General features: G+C 49.3%; 15 protein-coding genes. 12 read left to right on the top strand and 3 right to left on the bottom strand.

Annotated features, from left to right (window positions below; genetic code table 11):
* Positions 1-3: 3 nt before the first annotated feature.
* The 9 genes from cysD (at position 4) to B2633_RS07735 (ending at position 7,268) form a co-directional block, all read left to right on the top strand.
* A complete protein-coding gene (gene cysD, locus B2633_RS07775) occupies positions 4-804 on the top strand; it encodes a sulfate adenylyltransferase subunit CysD (RefSeq protein WP_483170034.1) in 801 nt (266 codons plus the stop codon).
* A gap of 35 nt (positions 805-839) precedes the next feature.
* The gene (locus B2633_RS07770; protein WP_483170033.1) at positions 840-2,567 is read left to right on the top strand and encodes a sulfate adenylyltransferase subunit 1; all 1,728 of its coding nucleotides are present in this window, start codon (positions 840-842) and stop codon (positions 2,565-2,567) included.
* Positions 2,568-2,626: 59 nt separating this feature from the next.
* The gene (gene thiS / locus B2633_RS07765; RefSeq protein ID WP_483170032.1) at positions 2,627-2,836 is read left to right on the top strand and encodes a sulfur carrier protein ThiS; all 210 of its coding nucleotides are present in this window, start codon (positions 2,627-2,629) and stop codon (positions 2,834-2,836) included.
* Positions 2,836-3,645 carry a HesA/MoeB/ThiF family protein gene (locus B2633_RS07760; protein ID WP_483170031.1) on the top strand — a complete coding sequence of 270 codons (810 nt, stop codon included), beginning with the start codon at positions 2,836-2,838 and terminating at the stop codon, positions 3,643-3,645. The genes thiS and B2633_RS07760 overlap by 1 nt, the downstream gene beginning before the upstream one ends.
* 20 nt (positions 3,646-3,665) lie before the next feature.
* Positions 3,666-4,082 carry a M67 family metallopeptidase gene (locus tag B2633_RS07755; RefSeq protein ID WP_483170030.1) on the top strand — a complete coding sequence of 139 codons (417 nt, stop codon included), beginning with the start codon at positions 3,666-3,668 and terminating at the stop codon, positions 4,080-4,082.
* A 2-nt stretch (positions 4,083-4,084) separates the two neighbouring features.
* Positions 4,085-4,951: a 4Fe-4S binding protein gene (locus tag B2633_RS07750; protein ID WP_483170029.1), complete on the top strand. Its 867-nt coding sequence runs from the start codon at positions 4,085-4,087 to the stop codon at positions 4,949-4,951.
* Positions 4,948-5,196, top strand: a complete 249-nt coding sequence (locus B2633_RS07745) for a sulfurtransferase TusA family protein (RefSeq protein WP_481039273.1) — start codon at positions 4,948-4,950, stop codon at positions 5,194-5,196. The genes B2633_RS07750 and B2633_RS07745 overlap by 4 nt, the downstream gene beginning before the upstream one ends.
* Positions 5,193-6,425 carry an O-acetylhomoserine aminocarboxypropyltransferase/cysteine synthase family protein gene (locus tag B2633_RS07740; protein ID WP_483170028.1) on the top strand — a complete coding sequence of 411 codons (1,233 nt, stop codon included), beginning with the start codon at positions 5,193-5,195 and terminating at the stop codon, positions 6,423-6,425. Before B2633_RS07745 ends, B2633_RS07740 begins: the two co-directional genes overlap by 4 nt.
* Positions 6,426-6,605: 180 nt before the next feature.
* Positions 6,606-7,268 (top strand): methyltransferase family protein, encoded by a 663-nt coding sequence (locus B2633_RS07735; protein ID WP_483170027.1) that lies wholly within the window; start codon positions 6,606-6,608, stop codon positions 7,266-7,268.
* A 98-nt stretch (positions 7,269-7,366) separates the two neighbouring features.
* Here the strand turns inward: B2633_RS07735 and B2633_RS07730 are convergent, their stop codons facing one another.
* The 3 genes from B2633_RS07730 to thiI all read right to left on the bottom strand — a co-directional run bounded on the left by B2633_RS07730 (position 7,367) and on the right by thiI (position 12,105).
* Entirely contained in the window at positions 7,367-9,598 is a 2,232-nt protein-coding gene (locus B2633_RS07730) for a heavy metal translocating P-type ATPase (RefSeq protein ID WP_483170026.1), read from the bottom strand.
* 143 nt (positions 9,599-9,741) lie between these two features.
* Entirely contained in the window at positions 9,742-10,914 is a 1,173-nt protein-coding gene (locus B2633_RS07725; RefSeq protein WP_483170025.1) for a cysteine desulfurase family protein, read from the bottom strand.
* 18 nt (positions 10,915-10,932) lie between these two features.
* Complete coding sequence (gene thiI, locus B2633_RS07720) at positions 10,933-12,105, bottom strand: tRNA uracil 4-sulfurtransferase ThiI (protein WP_483170024.1); 1,173 nt, start codon at positions 12,103-12,105, stop codon at positions 10,933-10,935.
* 377 nt (positions 12,106-12,482) lie between these two features.
* Here thiI and B2633_RS07715 point away from each other — a divergent pair, with 377 nt between their 5' ends.
* The 3 genes from B2633_RS07715 to B2633_RS07705 form a co-directional block, all read left to right on the top strand.
* The gene (locus B2633_RS07715; RefSeq protein ID WP_483170023.1) at positions 12,483-12,926 is read left to right on the top strand and encodes an RrF2 family transcriptional regulator; all 444 of its coding nucleotides are present in this window, start codon (positions 12,483-12,485) and stop codon (positions 12,924-12,926) included.
* Between the two features lie 111 nt (positions 12,927-13,037).
* Positions 13,038-14,177, top strand: coding sequence for a trans-sulfuration enzyme family protein (locus B2633_RS07710; protein ID WP_483170022.1), 1,140 nt, complete (start codon positions 13,038-13,040; stop codon positions 14,175-14,177).
* A gap of 51 nt (positions 14,178-14,228) precedes the next feature.
* Positions 14,229-14,876 (top strand): trans-sulfuration enzyme family protein (locus B2633_RS07705; protein WP_483170021.1); only part of this gene is annotated, 648 nt, incomplete at its 3' end.

The following is a 14,876-nucleotide window of genomic DNA, read 5'->3' as shown; positions in this document are numbered from 1 at the left end:
AACATGGATCATCTGGATAGATTGGAAGCGCAAAGTATCTATATCTTGCGAGAAGCGTATAAGAAATTCGGCAAATTGGGGATGTTGTGGTCCATCGGAAAGGATTCCACAGTGCTGCTGTGGCTGACCAAAAAAGCCTTTTTCGGCCATTCTCCTTTTCCTTTGATTCATGTGGACACAACCTTGAAGATTCCTGAAATGATTGTGTACCGGGATCAAATGGTCCGGGAATATCATCTTGATTTGATCGTCCACAGCAATAACGAAGCCCTGGAGGCGGGCATGGGGCCTGACCAGGGAAGATTGGAATGCTGCCGGGCCTTAAAAACCGATGCATTGCAGCAGGTGGTAAGCAATTATGAGTTTGAGGGTTTAATATTGGGCATCAGGCGGGATGAAGAGGGCTCCCGGTCCAAAGAGAGGGTTTTCAGCGAACGCAACAAAGACTCGGAATGGGATTATACCAACCAGCCCCCTGAACTCTGGGACCAATTTAAAACTGATTTCCCCAAGGGCAATCATATACGGGTGCATCCCATCCTGCACTGGAATGAAATAGACATCTGGGCTTATATCGAACGCGAAAAGATTCCCCTGGTAGATCTGTATTTTGCGAAAAACGGTAAGCGCTACCGAAGCCTGGGCTGCGCACCTTGCACGGGGAAAATAGATTCCCAGGCCAGCACGGTGGGGGAGATCATCGAGGAGTTAAGAAACACCCAGGTGAGCGAAAGAGCCGGTAGAGCCCAGGACCAGGAAGACGCCTATGCCATGCAAAAGCTGCGCAAGGATGGGTATATGTAAACCGCAGTAGACCAATAAGCCGGGAGAGGTTGATTATGCAAAAGGATAGAGAGATTTTGAAAATCGTGGTGGTAGGGCATGTGGATCATGGTAAATCAACCCTTATTGGCAGGCTGCTTTTTGATACCAAATCCGTCGCCGAAGGCAAGATTGAACGGGTTAAGAAGATATGCCGGGAAAAGGGCAAGCCCTTTGAATATGCTTATTTGCTGGACGCCTTTGAAGAGGAGCAGAAGCAGGGAATCACCATCGACACCACCCAGCTGCAATTTTTCACTGAAAAGAGAGATTATGTGATCATTGATGCGCCCGGGCATAAAGAGTTTTTGAAGAACATGATTTCCGGTGCGGCCAATGCCGAGGCGGCCTTGCTTATTATTGACGCTTGGGAAGGAGTGCAGGAACAGTCTAAAAGACATGGCTATATCCTTTCTCTTTTAGGGATTCAAAAGGTTTATGTGGTGGTCAATAAAATGGATCTGATCGAATACTCCCAGGAGAAATTCCATGAAATCAGGCAGGAAATGAATAAGTTCCTGAACAGCCTGAACGTCTACCCCCTGAAATATATCCCCATTTCCGCCTTTTACGGGGAGAACCTGACCGCAAATTCCAAGCAGATGCCCTGGTACCAGGGCGAGCCTGTCCTGGCCGCAATAGATCTCTTCGAGAAGGATAAGGGTTTAGAGGACAAAGCCCTGCGCTTTCCTGTTCAGGATGTGTATAAATTCGACCAGAGAAGAATTATCGCGGGCCGGATCGAGTCGGGAACGCTTGGGGTCGGAGATGAGATTCTGATATCACCCGGCAATAAGGTAACCAGAGTAAAATCCATCGAGTACTGGGCAAAGAGGGATCAAAGGGACGCTGTTTCGGCTGGCATGTCAGTAGGCATCACGGTTGAAGATGAATTTTTTAATAAAAGAGGGGAGTTCATCAGCCATAAGAACGGGGCGCCTCTGGTATCGGACCTGTTTAAAGCCAATTTGTTCTGGATGGGTAAGACCCCTCTGGTAAAAGGAAAAAGATACAAATTAAAGCTGGTCACCCAGGAACAGGAGTGCGAAATCGTATCCATAAGCAAAGTCATCGACGCCACCACCCTGGATGCGCTTGAAAACGCGGCCCAAATCAAGACCAACGATGTGGCTGAAGTGACCATAAGAAGCAAAGAGCTTATCAGCTTTGACGAGTTTAAAAACCATCCGGGCACCGGAAGGTTTGTGCTGGTTGACGGCTATGATGTCAGCGGCGGGGGAATTGTATCAGGGCTGGTAAAAGAAATTCAGCACGCCACCAGGCTGGCTCAAAACCAAACCATAATGGACGTGCAATGCTTTGACGAATACTATTTCACCCTGGCTGACGGAATCCTGCGTAAATACCCGGGCCGGCCGAATACCTTTGAACCCGGGGACGTGCTGCCGCTTATGGGAGAGAGCTACCATTACCCAGAGGATATAGATGTCATCGATCTGACTGGAAAACTGGCGGCCCGCATCCGCAAAGCGCGGCTGGAAAATATAGTGGGGCTTCATGAGTATAGATCTGATTCCGTTCCACTGATCGATATTCACGGCGCTTATATAAAAGTAAACGATTGGACATCGTTTAATCTTTTCATCAGCGAATACCTGACCGCGGATGAGGGCGAGGCAAAAAAACCAGCAGTCCTGGCCGACAAATGGATGGATTTTATGAAATTCAGAAATATCAGGTTTGAAAATGAACGCAGGATTGCGGAGGTGGATTATTTTATTTAAAGCTTTGCTAAATGAGTGAGGCAATCAGATATTTAGATTTATGCGGAGGTGGCCTGATTATGAAGATTAAGATTAACGGAGAAGATTTTATGTTTGATCATGACGCCCTTACCGTTGATGAACTTTTAATCGTTCACAAAATTGAAATGCCGGAATACGTGACGGTGCAGGTTAATGAAGAAATAATCGATAAGGATGATTTCGCTTCATTTAACATCCAGGACGGGGATGAAGTCGAGTTTCTATACTATATGGGCGGTGGGAAATAGTGAGTTTATCGAATCAACAGCTGGAACGATACTCCCGGCATATCATCCTCAAAGAAGTAGGCGGCAAAGGACAGGCCAAACTTTTAAACGCGAAGGTGCTTATTATCGGCACCGGCGGACTGGGGGCGCCGGCCGCCATGTATCTGGCCGCGGCCGGTATCGGCACCATCGGCCTGGTGGATTTTGATGATGTCGACTTGTCCAACCTGCAGAGGCAGATTATACATTCGACCAAAGATGTAGGCAAGCCCAAGGTGCTCTCCGGCCAGGAGACTATTTATGAAATGAATCCCGATGTTGAGGTGGTGACTTATCAGGAATGGATAAAGGCCGACAATATTAGAGACATCATTAAAGACCGGGATTATGACTTTATCATTGACGGGACCGACAACTTCCCGGCCAAATTCCTGATCAACGATGCCTGCGTCCTGGCGGGAAAACCCTTTTCCCATGCGGGAATCATCAGGTTTAACGGGCAGACCATGACCTATGTTCCCGGGCAGGGCCCCTGCTACCGGTGCATATTCAAGAACCCGCCTCCCCCGGATGCGGTTCCCACCTGCCGGCAGGCCGGAGTTATAGGGGTTATGGGCGGAATTATCGGAACCCTTCAGGCCAGCGAAGCGATAAAGTACATTCTGGGTGTGGGGAGTCTGCTTAATGGTTATCTTCTGACCTATGACGCCCTGAAAATGGAGTTCAGGAAGGTGAAAATAGCGCAGCGCAAAAGCTGCCCGGTTTGCGGCGACAACCCCGGCATCCATCAGCTTGAAGACTATGAACAGGCGCATTGCGAACTTAAATAACTGCTATGCAGGGTGAGAAAATGATTCATATATATAAATCACATTATGATGAAATCATAGATTATTCCCTGGCCGAACTTCCCAATGAAGCCTGCGGCCTGCTGGCGGGAAGACTGGAAAATGAAGAGAAGCGCGTGGAAAAAGTGTATTTCCTTCGCAACATCGATGAAAGCCCGGAGCACTTTTCCATGGACCCCAAAGAACAATTTGCCGCTGTAAAGGATATGAGAGTCAATGGATGGGTGCTCCTGGGCAATTTTCACAGCCACCCGGCGACTCCGGCCCGGCCCTCCCGAGAAGATATCAGACTGGCTTTTGACCCGTCCAAAAGTTATATGATTCTATCGCTGGCGGAAAAACAAAACCCTGTATTGAAGAGCTTCCTCATTGTTAATAAAGAAGTCAGTCCGGAAGATTTAGTGATAGGAGGAGAATAAACATGGCCCAGGTGGATTATGCAGAACTCAAAAAAGGCGGTTTTATGCGGCAGGTGCAGGCCGGACATTTTTCTTTGCGCCTGCGCATCGTCGGTGGGCAGATTAAAGCCGAACAGCTGCGCACGGTTAACGAAATAGCGGAAAAGTACGGAAGGGGATACATCCACATGACCTCCCGCCAGGGGATAGAAATACCCTTTATCAAGCTGGAGGACATAGACACGGTAAAGCAGGAATTAGCTAAAACGGGCTTGCAGCCCGGAGCCTGCGGACCCCGGGTAAGAACCGTCACCGCCTGCCAGGGGAACGGGGTTTGCCCCAGCGGTTTGATAGACACGACTTCCCTGGCTGCGGAGCTGGATGAAAAATATTACGCCCGGGACCTGCCGCATAAATTTAAGCTGGGCATCACCGGGTGCCGGAACAACTGCCTGAAAGCCGAAGAAAACGACCTGGGGATTAAAGGCGGTATGCTGACGGAATGGATTGAAGATCAATGCAACTATTGCGGCCTGTGCGAAGCGGTTTGTTCAGCCGGGATCATTAAGGTTGACCAGGACCGTGAAACCCTGACCTTCGATAAAAGCGGGTGCAACTACTGCGGGCGCTGCGTTAAATCCTGCCCCACCGAGGCCTGGGAGGGAAAAAGCGGATTCATCGTATATTTTGGAGGGCTGTTTGGAAACCGGATTGCAGTGGGCAGGCAGCTTTTACCTATTATATTTTCCACTGAAGAGCTGCACCAAGTCATTGAGGCTACCCTGGCCTTCTTTGACAAGCACGGCAGGGCTTCAGAGCGCTTTGGGACCCTGCTGGACCGGGCGGGTTGGGATTTATTGGAGAAGGAACTGCAGGAGGTCTTTTCATGAGTGCAGAAAAAGCCCGGGCATTTGTAGATATCAGCGATGTGGTATGCCCGGTAACCTTTGTTAAAGTAAAGGTAGCCCTTGAAGAGCTGGAGGACGGCCAGGTTATTGAAGTGCTGATCAACGAGGGTGAACCCATTCAAAACGTGCCCCGAAGTCTTAAGGACGAAGGCCATAAGGTCCTTAAGATAAAAAACAATCAAGATGGAACCTACACCATGCTGGTTGAAAAAGGCGGCTTGTTATGAGGTTTAATACGGCGCTGATCCATGGTCAGGCTGCTTCCGACCAGAAAACCGGGGCCACCAACATTCCCATATACCAGTCTTCTTCCTTTGAACATAGCACGGCTGAGGAATTGGAGAATATATTTAAAGGCACTCAACCGGGATTCATCTATACCCGCATCAACAATCCCACGGTTGAAGCTTTTGAAAGACGGCTGGCCTATCTGGAAGGGGCCGTGGGCGCGGTGGCCTGTTCATCCGGCATGGCCGCCGTCACTCTGGCGGTCATGAACATTTTGAAAAGCGGTGAAGAAATCGTATCAGGAACTGGAATATTCGGCGGTACCCATTCACTGTTTAAAGGCCTGGAGGACTTCGGGGTTTCGACCTGTTATGTAAAAGACAACCGCATCAGGAGCTTCGAGGACGCCATAACCGAAAAAACCCGGCTGATCTATATCGAAACCATTGGCAATCCCAAACTGGACGTACCGGATATACAGCAAATATCAGAACTGGCTCATAGCCATGGAATTCCTCTGGTGGTGGACAACACTGCCACCACACCCTATCTGGTCAAACCTATTGCGTTGGGAGCGGATATCGTCATCCATTCCACTTCCAAGTATATTAACGGCAGCGGTAATTCCATCGGCGGTATCATCCTGGACAGCGGTAAATTCAAATGGAATTACGAGCGTTATTCCTCTTTAAAGGATTTCAAAAAGTTCGGAGCTTTTGTTTACCTGGCCAAACTTAGAAAAGGCTTGTTCAAAGATTTCGGGGCCTGTTTATCTCCCTTTAACGCATTCCTAAACGGCATCGGTCTTGAGACCCTGGGACTCAGGATGGAAAGGCTATGTCAGAATACTCTCCTTTTGGCTTCGGCCTTAAAAAACCATCCCAAAGTTCTGGCCCTCAACTACCCCGGGCTGGAGGCGCATGCGGATCACCAGCTGGCTGCCGGGCAGTTTGGCGGCAGATATGGAGCAATATTCACTATACGGATAGGTTCGAAACAGAATGCTTTTAAACTGATTAACCATCTCAAATACGCCACCAATCTGGCCAATATCGGAGACGTGAGAACCCTGGTCATACACCCGGCTTCGACCATTTATATCACCAATACTATTGAGGAAAAGGAAAGCATGGGAGTATACGAGGACCTTATCAGGATCAGCGTGGGCCTGGAAGATGTCGAGGATTTGATCGAAGACTTCGAACAGGCCTTAGAAAGTATTGCTTAAATTTTATGGCCGGCTAGCTTAAAGAGAATATTTATGCTGTGGCGTAAAGGGTGAACGCCAAGCCCAGGAGTGGCAACTTAACTTAAGATCTTCATAAAATCACCACAAACGATTCTTAATATTAATGATAACCTGGGATAGAGAATAAATTCGATTTGTATTCTTAGGGAGGGATCGTTTATGGGCTTCAGTGAGACGTATGCTTACGGTTTTTGGACCATGGTGGTCTTCAACGTAGTCGTATTCAGTCTGTTTGCTTATTCGGCTTTTAGGCCTGCTACTAAAAGAGATTGGCAGACATTAGGAGCATTCATGGCTTTTCTAGTTGCTTTGTTCAGTGAGATGTTTGGTTTTCCCCTGACTATATATATTCTGACCAGCATTTTAGGCAGCAGGTATCCGGTGTTGAACCCTTATTCTCATATGAACGGCCATTTATGGGTAACATTAGCGGGCGGATCACCGGTTCTATTCAGCATTTTGCATCCGTTGAGCAACATTTTAATTTTTAGCGGATTGATCATCATTGCCATAGGGTGGAGAGAAATACATGCTGGATCAGGTGATCTGGTAACTGATGGAATATATAAATATGTGCGCCATCCTCAATACGTCGGGTTTTCTCTTGCAATTTTAGGTTTCTTGGTTCAATGGCCCACCATTATCACGTTTTTGATGGCGCCTATTTTGATGTATATGTACAAGAGATTGTCAAAACGGGAAGAGGATATTATGATTGAAACCTTTGGCGACGAGTACCGGAAGTATGCTCGGAGAGTGCCGGCTTATATCCCAAAGCTTTGGGGTAATACCGAACAACCGATAGGTTATAACAAAGCTTAGATTTTAAAATCTTCATAGAATCAACACACTGACATTTTATAATAAAAGCATGCTAGAGGGGCAATTAATTATAAATTTTATTGAGGCATCTGTAAGCATCACAGGTATTTCTTCAACAACTGCGCATTGATCGCCACGATGATGGTGCTTAAAGACATCACCACGGCTCCGGCCGCCATCGGTAAAACGAATCCCCAGGGGGCCAGCACGCCCGCTGCCAGCGGAATAACCACGGCATTGTAGCCGGTGGCCCAGGCCAGATTCTGGACCATTTTTCGATAAGTCGCTTTGGATATTTTGAATAAACGGGCTACATCGCGGGGATCGTTGTGGACCAGAATGATGCCGGCCGATTCTATAGCTACATCGGTTCCGGCGCCGATGGCGATGCCTACATCGGCCTGGGCCAAAGCGGGGGCGTCATTAACCCCATCTCCCACCATAGCCACGCGATAGCCCTGATTTTGAAGCTCACGTATTTTATCCGCCTTGTGCTCCGGAAGGACGCCGGCAAAATATTCATCGATGCCGATTTGTTGGGAGATCTGAGCCGCCACGGCGCCATTGTCACCGGTCAGCATAGCCACTTTGATGCCCATAGCCTTTATGATGTTTATAGCCTCCTGCGATTCTTCCTTAACTACATCAGCCAGGCTCAATAAACCGGCGACCTTTTTGTCAACTACCAGATAAACGCTGGTTATACCCAGATCATCGGAGTGCTGGAGGGATTCAAATAATTCGGACGGCAGGCTGATTCCGAGCGAGCTTATCAGGTTGGGACCTCCCACCTGCACCTCTTGACCGTCAATTTGGGCTATTATGCCCCGGCCGGGCATGGCCTCGAAGCCGGCAGCCTGAGGAATATCAAGGTTTTTCTCCCGGGCCGCATTTACTATTCCACGACCCAGCATATGCTCCGCCTCAAATTCAGCCGCAGCCGCCAGGCTCAACACCTTTTCTTCCGTAAACCCTGCAACGGGAATAATTTTGGAAAGTTTATGCTCTCCTTTGGTCAGTGTGCCGGTCTTATCAAAAACCACGCAATTGACATTCCGGGCTTCCTCCAGCATCAGCCGGTTGCGAACCAGAAGACCGGCTCTGGCGGTAATGGTCGTAGATATAGCCACCACCAGCGGGATGGCCAGACCGAGAGCATGGGGGCAGGCCGCTACCATAACCGTCACCACCCGCTCCATAATGATATTTAAGGGAGCTCCGGCCAGGTTCCAGGCCAGGGCGGTAAGCAGTGCCGAACTCAATGCAATGATGACCAGCCAGAAGGCGGCTCGGTCGGCCAGGACCTGGGATCTGGACCGGGACTTCTGGGCTTCTTCCACCAGGCGCATTATTCCGGCCAGATAGGTTTCAGCGCCAGTTTTCATCACTTGAATTCTTAAGGCCCCGTCTTCGTTAATCGTACCGGCAATGATACTATCGCCCGGCTGCTTGGCGACTGGAACCGATTCTCCCGTGACCATAGACTCATTGACCAGGCTGTTGCCCTGGACTACCTGCCCGTCAGCGGGAACCCTGGCGCCGGGGCGGATCAGAAGCAGGTCACCTGCCCTCAGTTCGGTAACCGCCACTTCGACCAGTTCATCATCCTTGACTTTAATTGCTGTATCGGGCAGCAGCCGGGCCATTTCATTCAAGGCGCTCCCCGCATTCTGGACCGCGCTCATTTCCAGCCAGTGTCCGAGCAGCATGATTACGATCAAAGTCGTCAGCTCCCAGTAAATCTCTTCGCCGTTCAGGCCAAAAGTAACCAATAAGCTGTAGCCGTAGGATACGGTTATAGCCAGAGCGATCAAGGTCATCATTCCCGGTTGGCGCGTTTTGATTTCCGCCCCGGCCCCCTGGAGAAAGATCAGGCCGCCATAGAAAAAGACCAGGGTTGCAAACAATGGAGCGATATAATGACTTCCCGGGAAACTTGGAGCCATTATGCCCAGCAAAGCCAGAAAATGAGGGCTGACGGCCAGGACCGGAATAGTGAGCAGGGCCGATAACCACAGTTTTTTGAAAAACACTTTCGGATTATGATGGGCATGCTGCCCTTTGCCGTGACCGCTTGAATGACCATTACGGGCGCTGTGGTCGATAGCATGATTTACTTGCGAATTCATGGTTTGAGGATGGGCATGAACATGTAGATTTTTAGCTCCAGTATTATGGGGTTCGGTTGTTTCAAGGGAGGGTGGTGCGGAATGACTGGCATGAATAGGGTGGTGACGCCCTGGTTCGGATGTGGGTCCGGGTTTGTCAGCGGCAGCCGCATGGTCCAAGTGTTTTCTGTGACTGTCATCATGATGATCATGCTGGTCCATCTCAATCCCTCCTCGATCACTGGCGTTATACTTAACGGTTCAAGAGCATACTGCCGGGGAAATAGTATTGATATCTCATTTTACCAGAGTGGTGATGTATGGAGTCGAGCTTGTTGAGAAACGGTGTCCAAGGCTGCAGGAATCTATACCAGGTCTCTTATTTGCGAAACGGCCCGGCTTAGAGATTCAACCAGGCGGACTATTTCTTGCCGGTTATTGCAGGGGGACAGACTGATGCGAACCGCGCCGTCGGCCCGCTCGCCAGGCAGATTGAGAGCCTTTAGAACATGGCTGCTTTTGGTTTTCTGCGAGGAGCAAGCCGACCCGGTGGAGATGTAAATATGATCTCTTTCCAAAAAGTGCATGAGAACTTCGCCTCTGATTCCGGGAAAAGATATGTTGAGAATATGGGGAGCGGAATATAATGAATCCAATGGATCGGGACCGTTGACTGCAAATGGTATATCCTGCTCACCGAGCAGCCTCAGCAGGTGCTCTTTGAGGCTGTACATGTGGCGACAGTCAGGTTCGAGATTTTTACAGGCATTTTCCGCAGCCAGTGCAAACCCGACCGCTCCGGGAACATTCTCGGTTCCCGACCTGCGGCCTCCTTCCTGGCCGCCACCCAGTGACAGGCTGTTCCACTTAATGCCCTTGTTTAGATAAAGGGCTCCCACGCCCTTGGGACCGTGAAGCTTGTGGGCGCTCAGCGACAGCATATCAATACCCAACTGGCGGGGTTTTACCATAACTTTACCAAAAGCCTGCACACAGTCGGAGTGAAAGTATACTTTCTGATTCACAGTCCGGGCGGCTTTAGCCAGGCCGGCGATGTTCTGCACGCTGCCGATTTCATTATTGACCATCATAATGCTGACTAAAATCGTGCTTTCCCTGACCATATCCGCCAGTACCGGCTGCTCAACTATTCCATGCTTATTGACGGGACAGACTTCAACCTCGAAACCCTTTTGACTTAAAAACTTCATGGGTTCGATAACCGAGGGATGTTCTATGGCCGAGTAAATAATATGGCGCCCTTTTCTCTGGTTGGCCAGGGCTGCGCCCAGCAGAGCCAGGTTATTGGCTTCGCTGGCCCCGGAAGTGACGATAATTTCGTCTTCTCCGGTTCCCAGGCAGGAGGCCAGCGTTGTCCTGGCCGCCCTAAGGTGGTTGGCGGCTTTCAGGCCTAATCCGTGCAAAGATGAGGGATTGCCGTAATTATGGACCATAATCTCCTTTATCGCTTCTGCAATTTCAGGCGCCACAGCGGTGGTGGCGGCATTATCAAGATAGATAATATTGTCGGTGCCCAATTTATTTTACCCCCAGATCTAGCTCAGCGAAGCCGCCAGATTAATTACTTCCCGGGTATTGAAGGCATTTTCCAGGAGCGGCTGCCATTCCACCAGGGCTTCAGCCTGCAAAGTTTCCCGTAAAGCCGGGCGGGTGGCCGGGTGCCGGGGCAGGAAAAGCGAGCAGCAGTCCTGATAAGGCAGTATCGAAGTCTCATAGGTCGCTATTTGACGGGCTAAAGCGGTAATCTCGGTTTTATCCATAGCGCATAACGGGCGCAGCAGCAGCATATCCACCGCCTCTGAAATCACATTTAAGCTTTCCAGGGTTTGGCTGGCAACCTGACCAACGCTATCGCCGGTTATAAGCACCTGAGCCTTTATTTGAGCCGCGAGGCTTTCCGCCAGGCGCAGCATCATACGCCGCAACAGGGTTACCCGCAGTTTTTCGGGGCATCTTTCGATAATCGTTTCTTGGATGGATGCCACATCCACGATCACCAGCTGCATGGAGCCGCGGTTGTACGCGGCCAGCCTCCTGGCCAAATCAATGACTTTTTGCTTGGCGTGGTCGCCGGTGAAAGGAAAACTATGATAGTAAACCGCTGTAAGTTTAATGCCTCGCTTCATGGCCATCCATCCCGCCACCGGACTATCCAAGCCTCCCGACAACAGCAAAACGCCATGGCCGCTGCTTGAAACCGGCAGGCCGCCGGGGCCTGGGTAAACAGCTGCATATACCAGCGCCAGGCTCTCCCTGACTTCTACATTGACTGCCAGGTCGGGGCTGCCCAGATCTACTTTTAAATCGGGGTGATTTTCAATGATGCGGCTGCCCAACCATGCCCCCAATTGAGGGGATTTCATAGGGAAACGCTTATCCGAACGGCGGCACCGTACCGCGAAGGTTTTAGCATTATAAAATCCGCTAAATAAATGTTCTGCCGCCTGGTATATTTCCTCCACATCGGGTTTAACTACTATCGCCGGGCTTATTGATACCAGGCCGAAGACCAGGCGCAATCGCTCCAAAACTGACTCAACATTTTGCTGGTAAGTCACCAGTATCCTGCCGGAAAGACGCTTTACCGAAACCCCCGCTAGAGGTTCCAGGACCTGCACGATGTTGCTCAACAGGGTTTTTTCAAAATAACCCCGGTTGTCTCCTTTTAATCCCAGCTCTCCATAACGGCATAAAATGGCATTAAACATTGAATATCCTTCCTAATGATCAAAAGGTATTGCTTAGTATTATACAAAGCTGCCCCGGTTAAACAGCATAATCATATTACTATAAAATCTATAGAATAAATAGGAATAGTGAAAGGGTACCGTAGCTGTCTGAAACTGTCAACGGTTTGACTGAAATTTATTTGATGCCGGCCTGAGGTTTTGGTATAAATAAACCGGGAATCCTATAAATATTATAGGAAATTGGCCGCTTATAAAGCATTTGTGCAAAGCGGCTGTATACAGGTATCATCGCCTCCAGGATAAGCAGCCGGTAATAAAGCCATGTTAATTATACTTGCATCCGCTCTTGCGGATATATTATTATTCATATAAGAAAACTATCTGGAGGTTGAATTATGAGAATGTCCACCAAAGGCCGTTACGGTTTGAGGGCCATGCTTGATCTGGCGCTAAACTCGGGCGGCGATCATGTGGCTTTAAATACGATTGCTGAACGGCAGAATATTTCTTCCAATTATCTGGAACAGGTTTTTTCAATTTTAAGAAAAGCCGGTTTGGTCAACAGTGTAAAAGGGGCTCAGGGAGGTTATGTGCTGGCTGACAGTCTTAACCGCATTACGGTCGGCCAAATACTTCGTGCCCTTGAAGGGGATTTGGTTGTCGCGGGCGACAGCGCGGACAGCGAATCAAAAAATCCAGTTGAATACTGTTTGAAGAAACAGGTGTGGGATCAAATCAACGAGAGCATTAATAGCGTGGTTGACGCCATTACTTTGGAAGACTTGCTGCTTGAGTATAAGAAAATGCAAGGGCATATGTCGCTTATGTTCTATATTTAGGCAATTTAGGGCAATAATTTTTTGGGCTGAAAAGCAGTAAAACTATTGGAATAATAATAACAACCGCGATTTACTGCGAATGGGACTGATTTATGGTGGGAGGCAGCTTAGATGGGGCTGAGGATAGAGAGCAAGATCGTAAGGGGTCATAAAGGAGCGGATCCGCACACCGGGGCGATCAGCTTCCCCATTTACCAGACGGCTACTTTTAAGCATCCGGGACTGGGACAGAGCACCGGCTATGATTATACCCGCTCGGGCAATCCGACCCGGGAAGAAATCGAGAAAACCATAGCCGATTTGGAAGGGGGGCTGGCGGGATTTGCATTTTCCAGCGGCATGGCGGCTATCGCTACGCTCTGTGAAATATTTTCGCCCGGCGACCACCTATTGGTGTCTGATGACCTTTATGGAGGGACATACCGGCTTTTCGAAGAAATCTCGCGAAAGCACGGTTTGGACTTTACATATCTTGACACCGGCATAACTGAGAACGTTATTAATGCTATCAGAGCGAATACCCGGGCTGTTTTTATTGAAACCCCTTCCAATCCCATGATGAAGGTTACCGACATAAAATCTGTGGTTGAAATCGCCAGGGTTCATCAAATGCTCACGATTGTCGACAACACCTTTCTCACTCCTTATTTGCAGAGGCCTTTACAGCTGGGGGCCGATATCGTGGTTCACAGCGCTACCAAGTATCTGGGAGGACACAACGATACGCTGGCCGGTTTTGTCATCGTGAAAGACCAAGTCCTGGAGGAGCGGCTGAGATTTTATCAAAACGCTATTGGCGGCGTTCTGGCGCCTTTTGACAGCTGGCTGATTTTGAGGGGCTTGAAAACGCTGGCTATACGCATGGAGAGACAGGAGCAAAATGCCCGCATTATTGCCAATTGGCTTAAAGACCACCCCCGGGTGGAGAAAGTATATTACGTTGGGTTAAGCGATCACCAGGGGCATGCTGTTTGCAGAGAGCAGGCTTCCGGATTCGGGGCTATGATTTCATTCTCTGTCAGGGACCCGGCCTTGGCGGAAGCAATATTGGGCAGGGTTAAACTGATTGCCTTTGCTGAAAGCCTGGGAGGGGTAGAGAGTCTGATTACTTATCCCATTACTCAGACGCATGCCTCCATACCCAAAGAAATACTGGATCATTTGGGCGTAGATGAAAAATTATTGCGTCTGTCGGTTGGGATCGAAGCAGTGGAAGACATCATCGATGATTTAAAGCAGGCGCTGGCTTAACTCAGTTGTATTGCGACAGTTTCCGAAATACGTAAATTAAGGGAGGAAAAGATGCGTTTTGGCACCAGGCTAATCCACAACGGCAATGAGATAGACGAACATACCGGGGCGCTAAGTATACCCATTCACCAGGTTTCCACCTTTCATCAATCCGACATAAATAAAGCGCAGCGCTTTGACTATTCGCGCTCGGGCAATCCTACCCGTCAGGCGCTGGAAAACACTATCGCGGTGTTGGAGGGGGGGCATAGGGGTTTTGCCTTTGCATCCGGCATGGCCGCTACAGCATCGGTTTTGTCAATATTCGCGGCGGGCGACCATATCGTGGTCTGCGAAGATGTTTACGGCGGCACCTTTCGCATCATGAATTCTTTATTTAAGCGTTTCCGCCTTGACAGCACTTTTGTAGACGCAGCGGATCCGGATCGAATTAAAGCAGCTATCCGAAATAATACCCGCGCCTTGTTTTTGGAAACCCCTTCCAACCCGTTGATGAAAATAACGGATTTAAGAGCAGCCATTGATATTGCCAAGCAAAACGGCCTTTTGGTTATCGTCGACAACACCTTTATGTCCCCCTATCTGCAGCGCCCCTTGGAATTGGGCGCGGATATAGTCGTCCATAGCGCCACTAAATTTATAGGCGGGCACAGCGATGTGATCGGCGGCCTGGCAGTGGTTAGCGATGAAGATATAGCC

The organism is Syntrophomonas sp. UBA1041, assembly GCF_002316705.1.
Lineage (GTDB): Bacteria > Bacillota > Syntrophomonadia > Syntrophomonadales > Syntrophomonadaceae > DTU019.
This window is presented reverse-complemented; position numbering and strand designations above follow the sequence as displayed.

Bases quoted from the DNA above. Each gene is read 5' to 3' on its own strand.
- cysD (WP_483170034.1), top strand. From the start codon at position 4: ATGGATCATCTGGATAGATTGGAAGCGCAAAGTATCTATATCTTGCGA.
- B2633_RS07770 (WP_483170033.1), top strand. From the start codon at position 840: ATGCAAAAGGATAGAGAGATTTTGAAAATCGTGGTGGTAGGGCATGTG.
- thiS (WP_483170032.1), top strand. From the start codon at position 2,627: ATGAAGATTAAGATTAACGGAGAAGATTTTATGTTTGATCATGACGCC.
- B2633_RS07755 (WP_483170030.1), top strand. From the start codon at position 3,666: ATGATTCATATATATAAATCACATTATGATGAAATCATAGATTATTCC.
- B2633_RS07750 (WP_483170029.1), top strand. From the start codon at position 4,085: ATGGCCCAGGTGGATTATGCAGAACTCAAAAAAGGCGGTTTTATGCGG.
- B2633_RS07745 (WP_481039273.1), top strand. From the start codon at position 4,948: ATGAGTGCAGAAAAAGCCCGGGCATTTGTAGATATCAGCGATGTGGTA.
- B2633_RS07740 (WP_483170028.1), top strand. From the start codon at position 5,193: ATGAGGTTTAATACGGCGCTGATCCATGGTCAGGCTGCTTCCGACCAG.
- B2633_RS07735 (WP_483170027.1), top strand. From the start codon at position 6,606: ATGGGCTTCAGTGAGACGTATGCTTACGGTTTTTGGACCATGGTGGTC.
- B2633_RS07730 (WP_483170026.1), bottom strand. From the start codon at position 9,598: ATGGACCAGCATGATCATCATGATGACAGTCACAGAAAACACTTGGAC.
- thiI (WP_483170024.1), bottom strand. From the start codon at position 12,105: ATGTTTAATGCCATTTTATGCCGTTATGGAGAGCTGGGATTAAAAGGA.
- B2633_RS07715 (WP_483170023.1), top strand. From the start codon at position 12,483: ATGAGAATGTCCACCAAAGGCCGTTACGGTTTGAGGGCCATGCTTGAT.
- B2633_RS07710 (WP_483170022.1), top strand. From the start codon at position 13,038: ATGGGGCTGAGGATAGAGAGCAAGATCGTAAGGGGTCATAAAGGAGCG.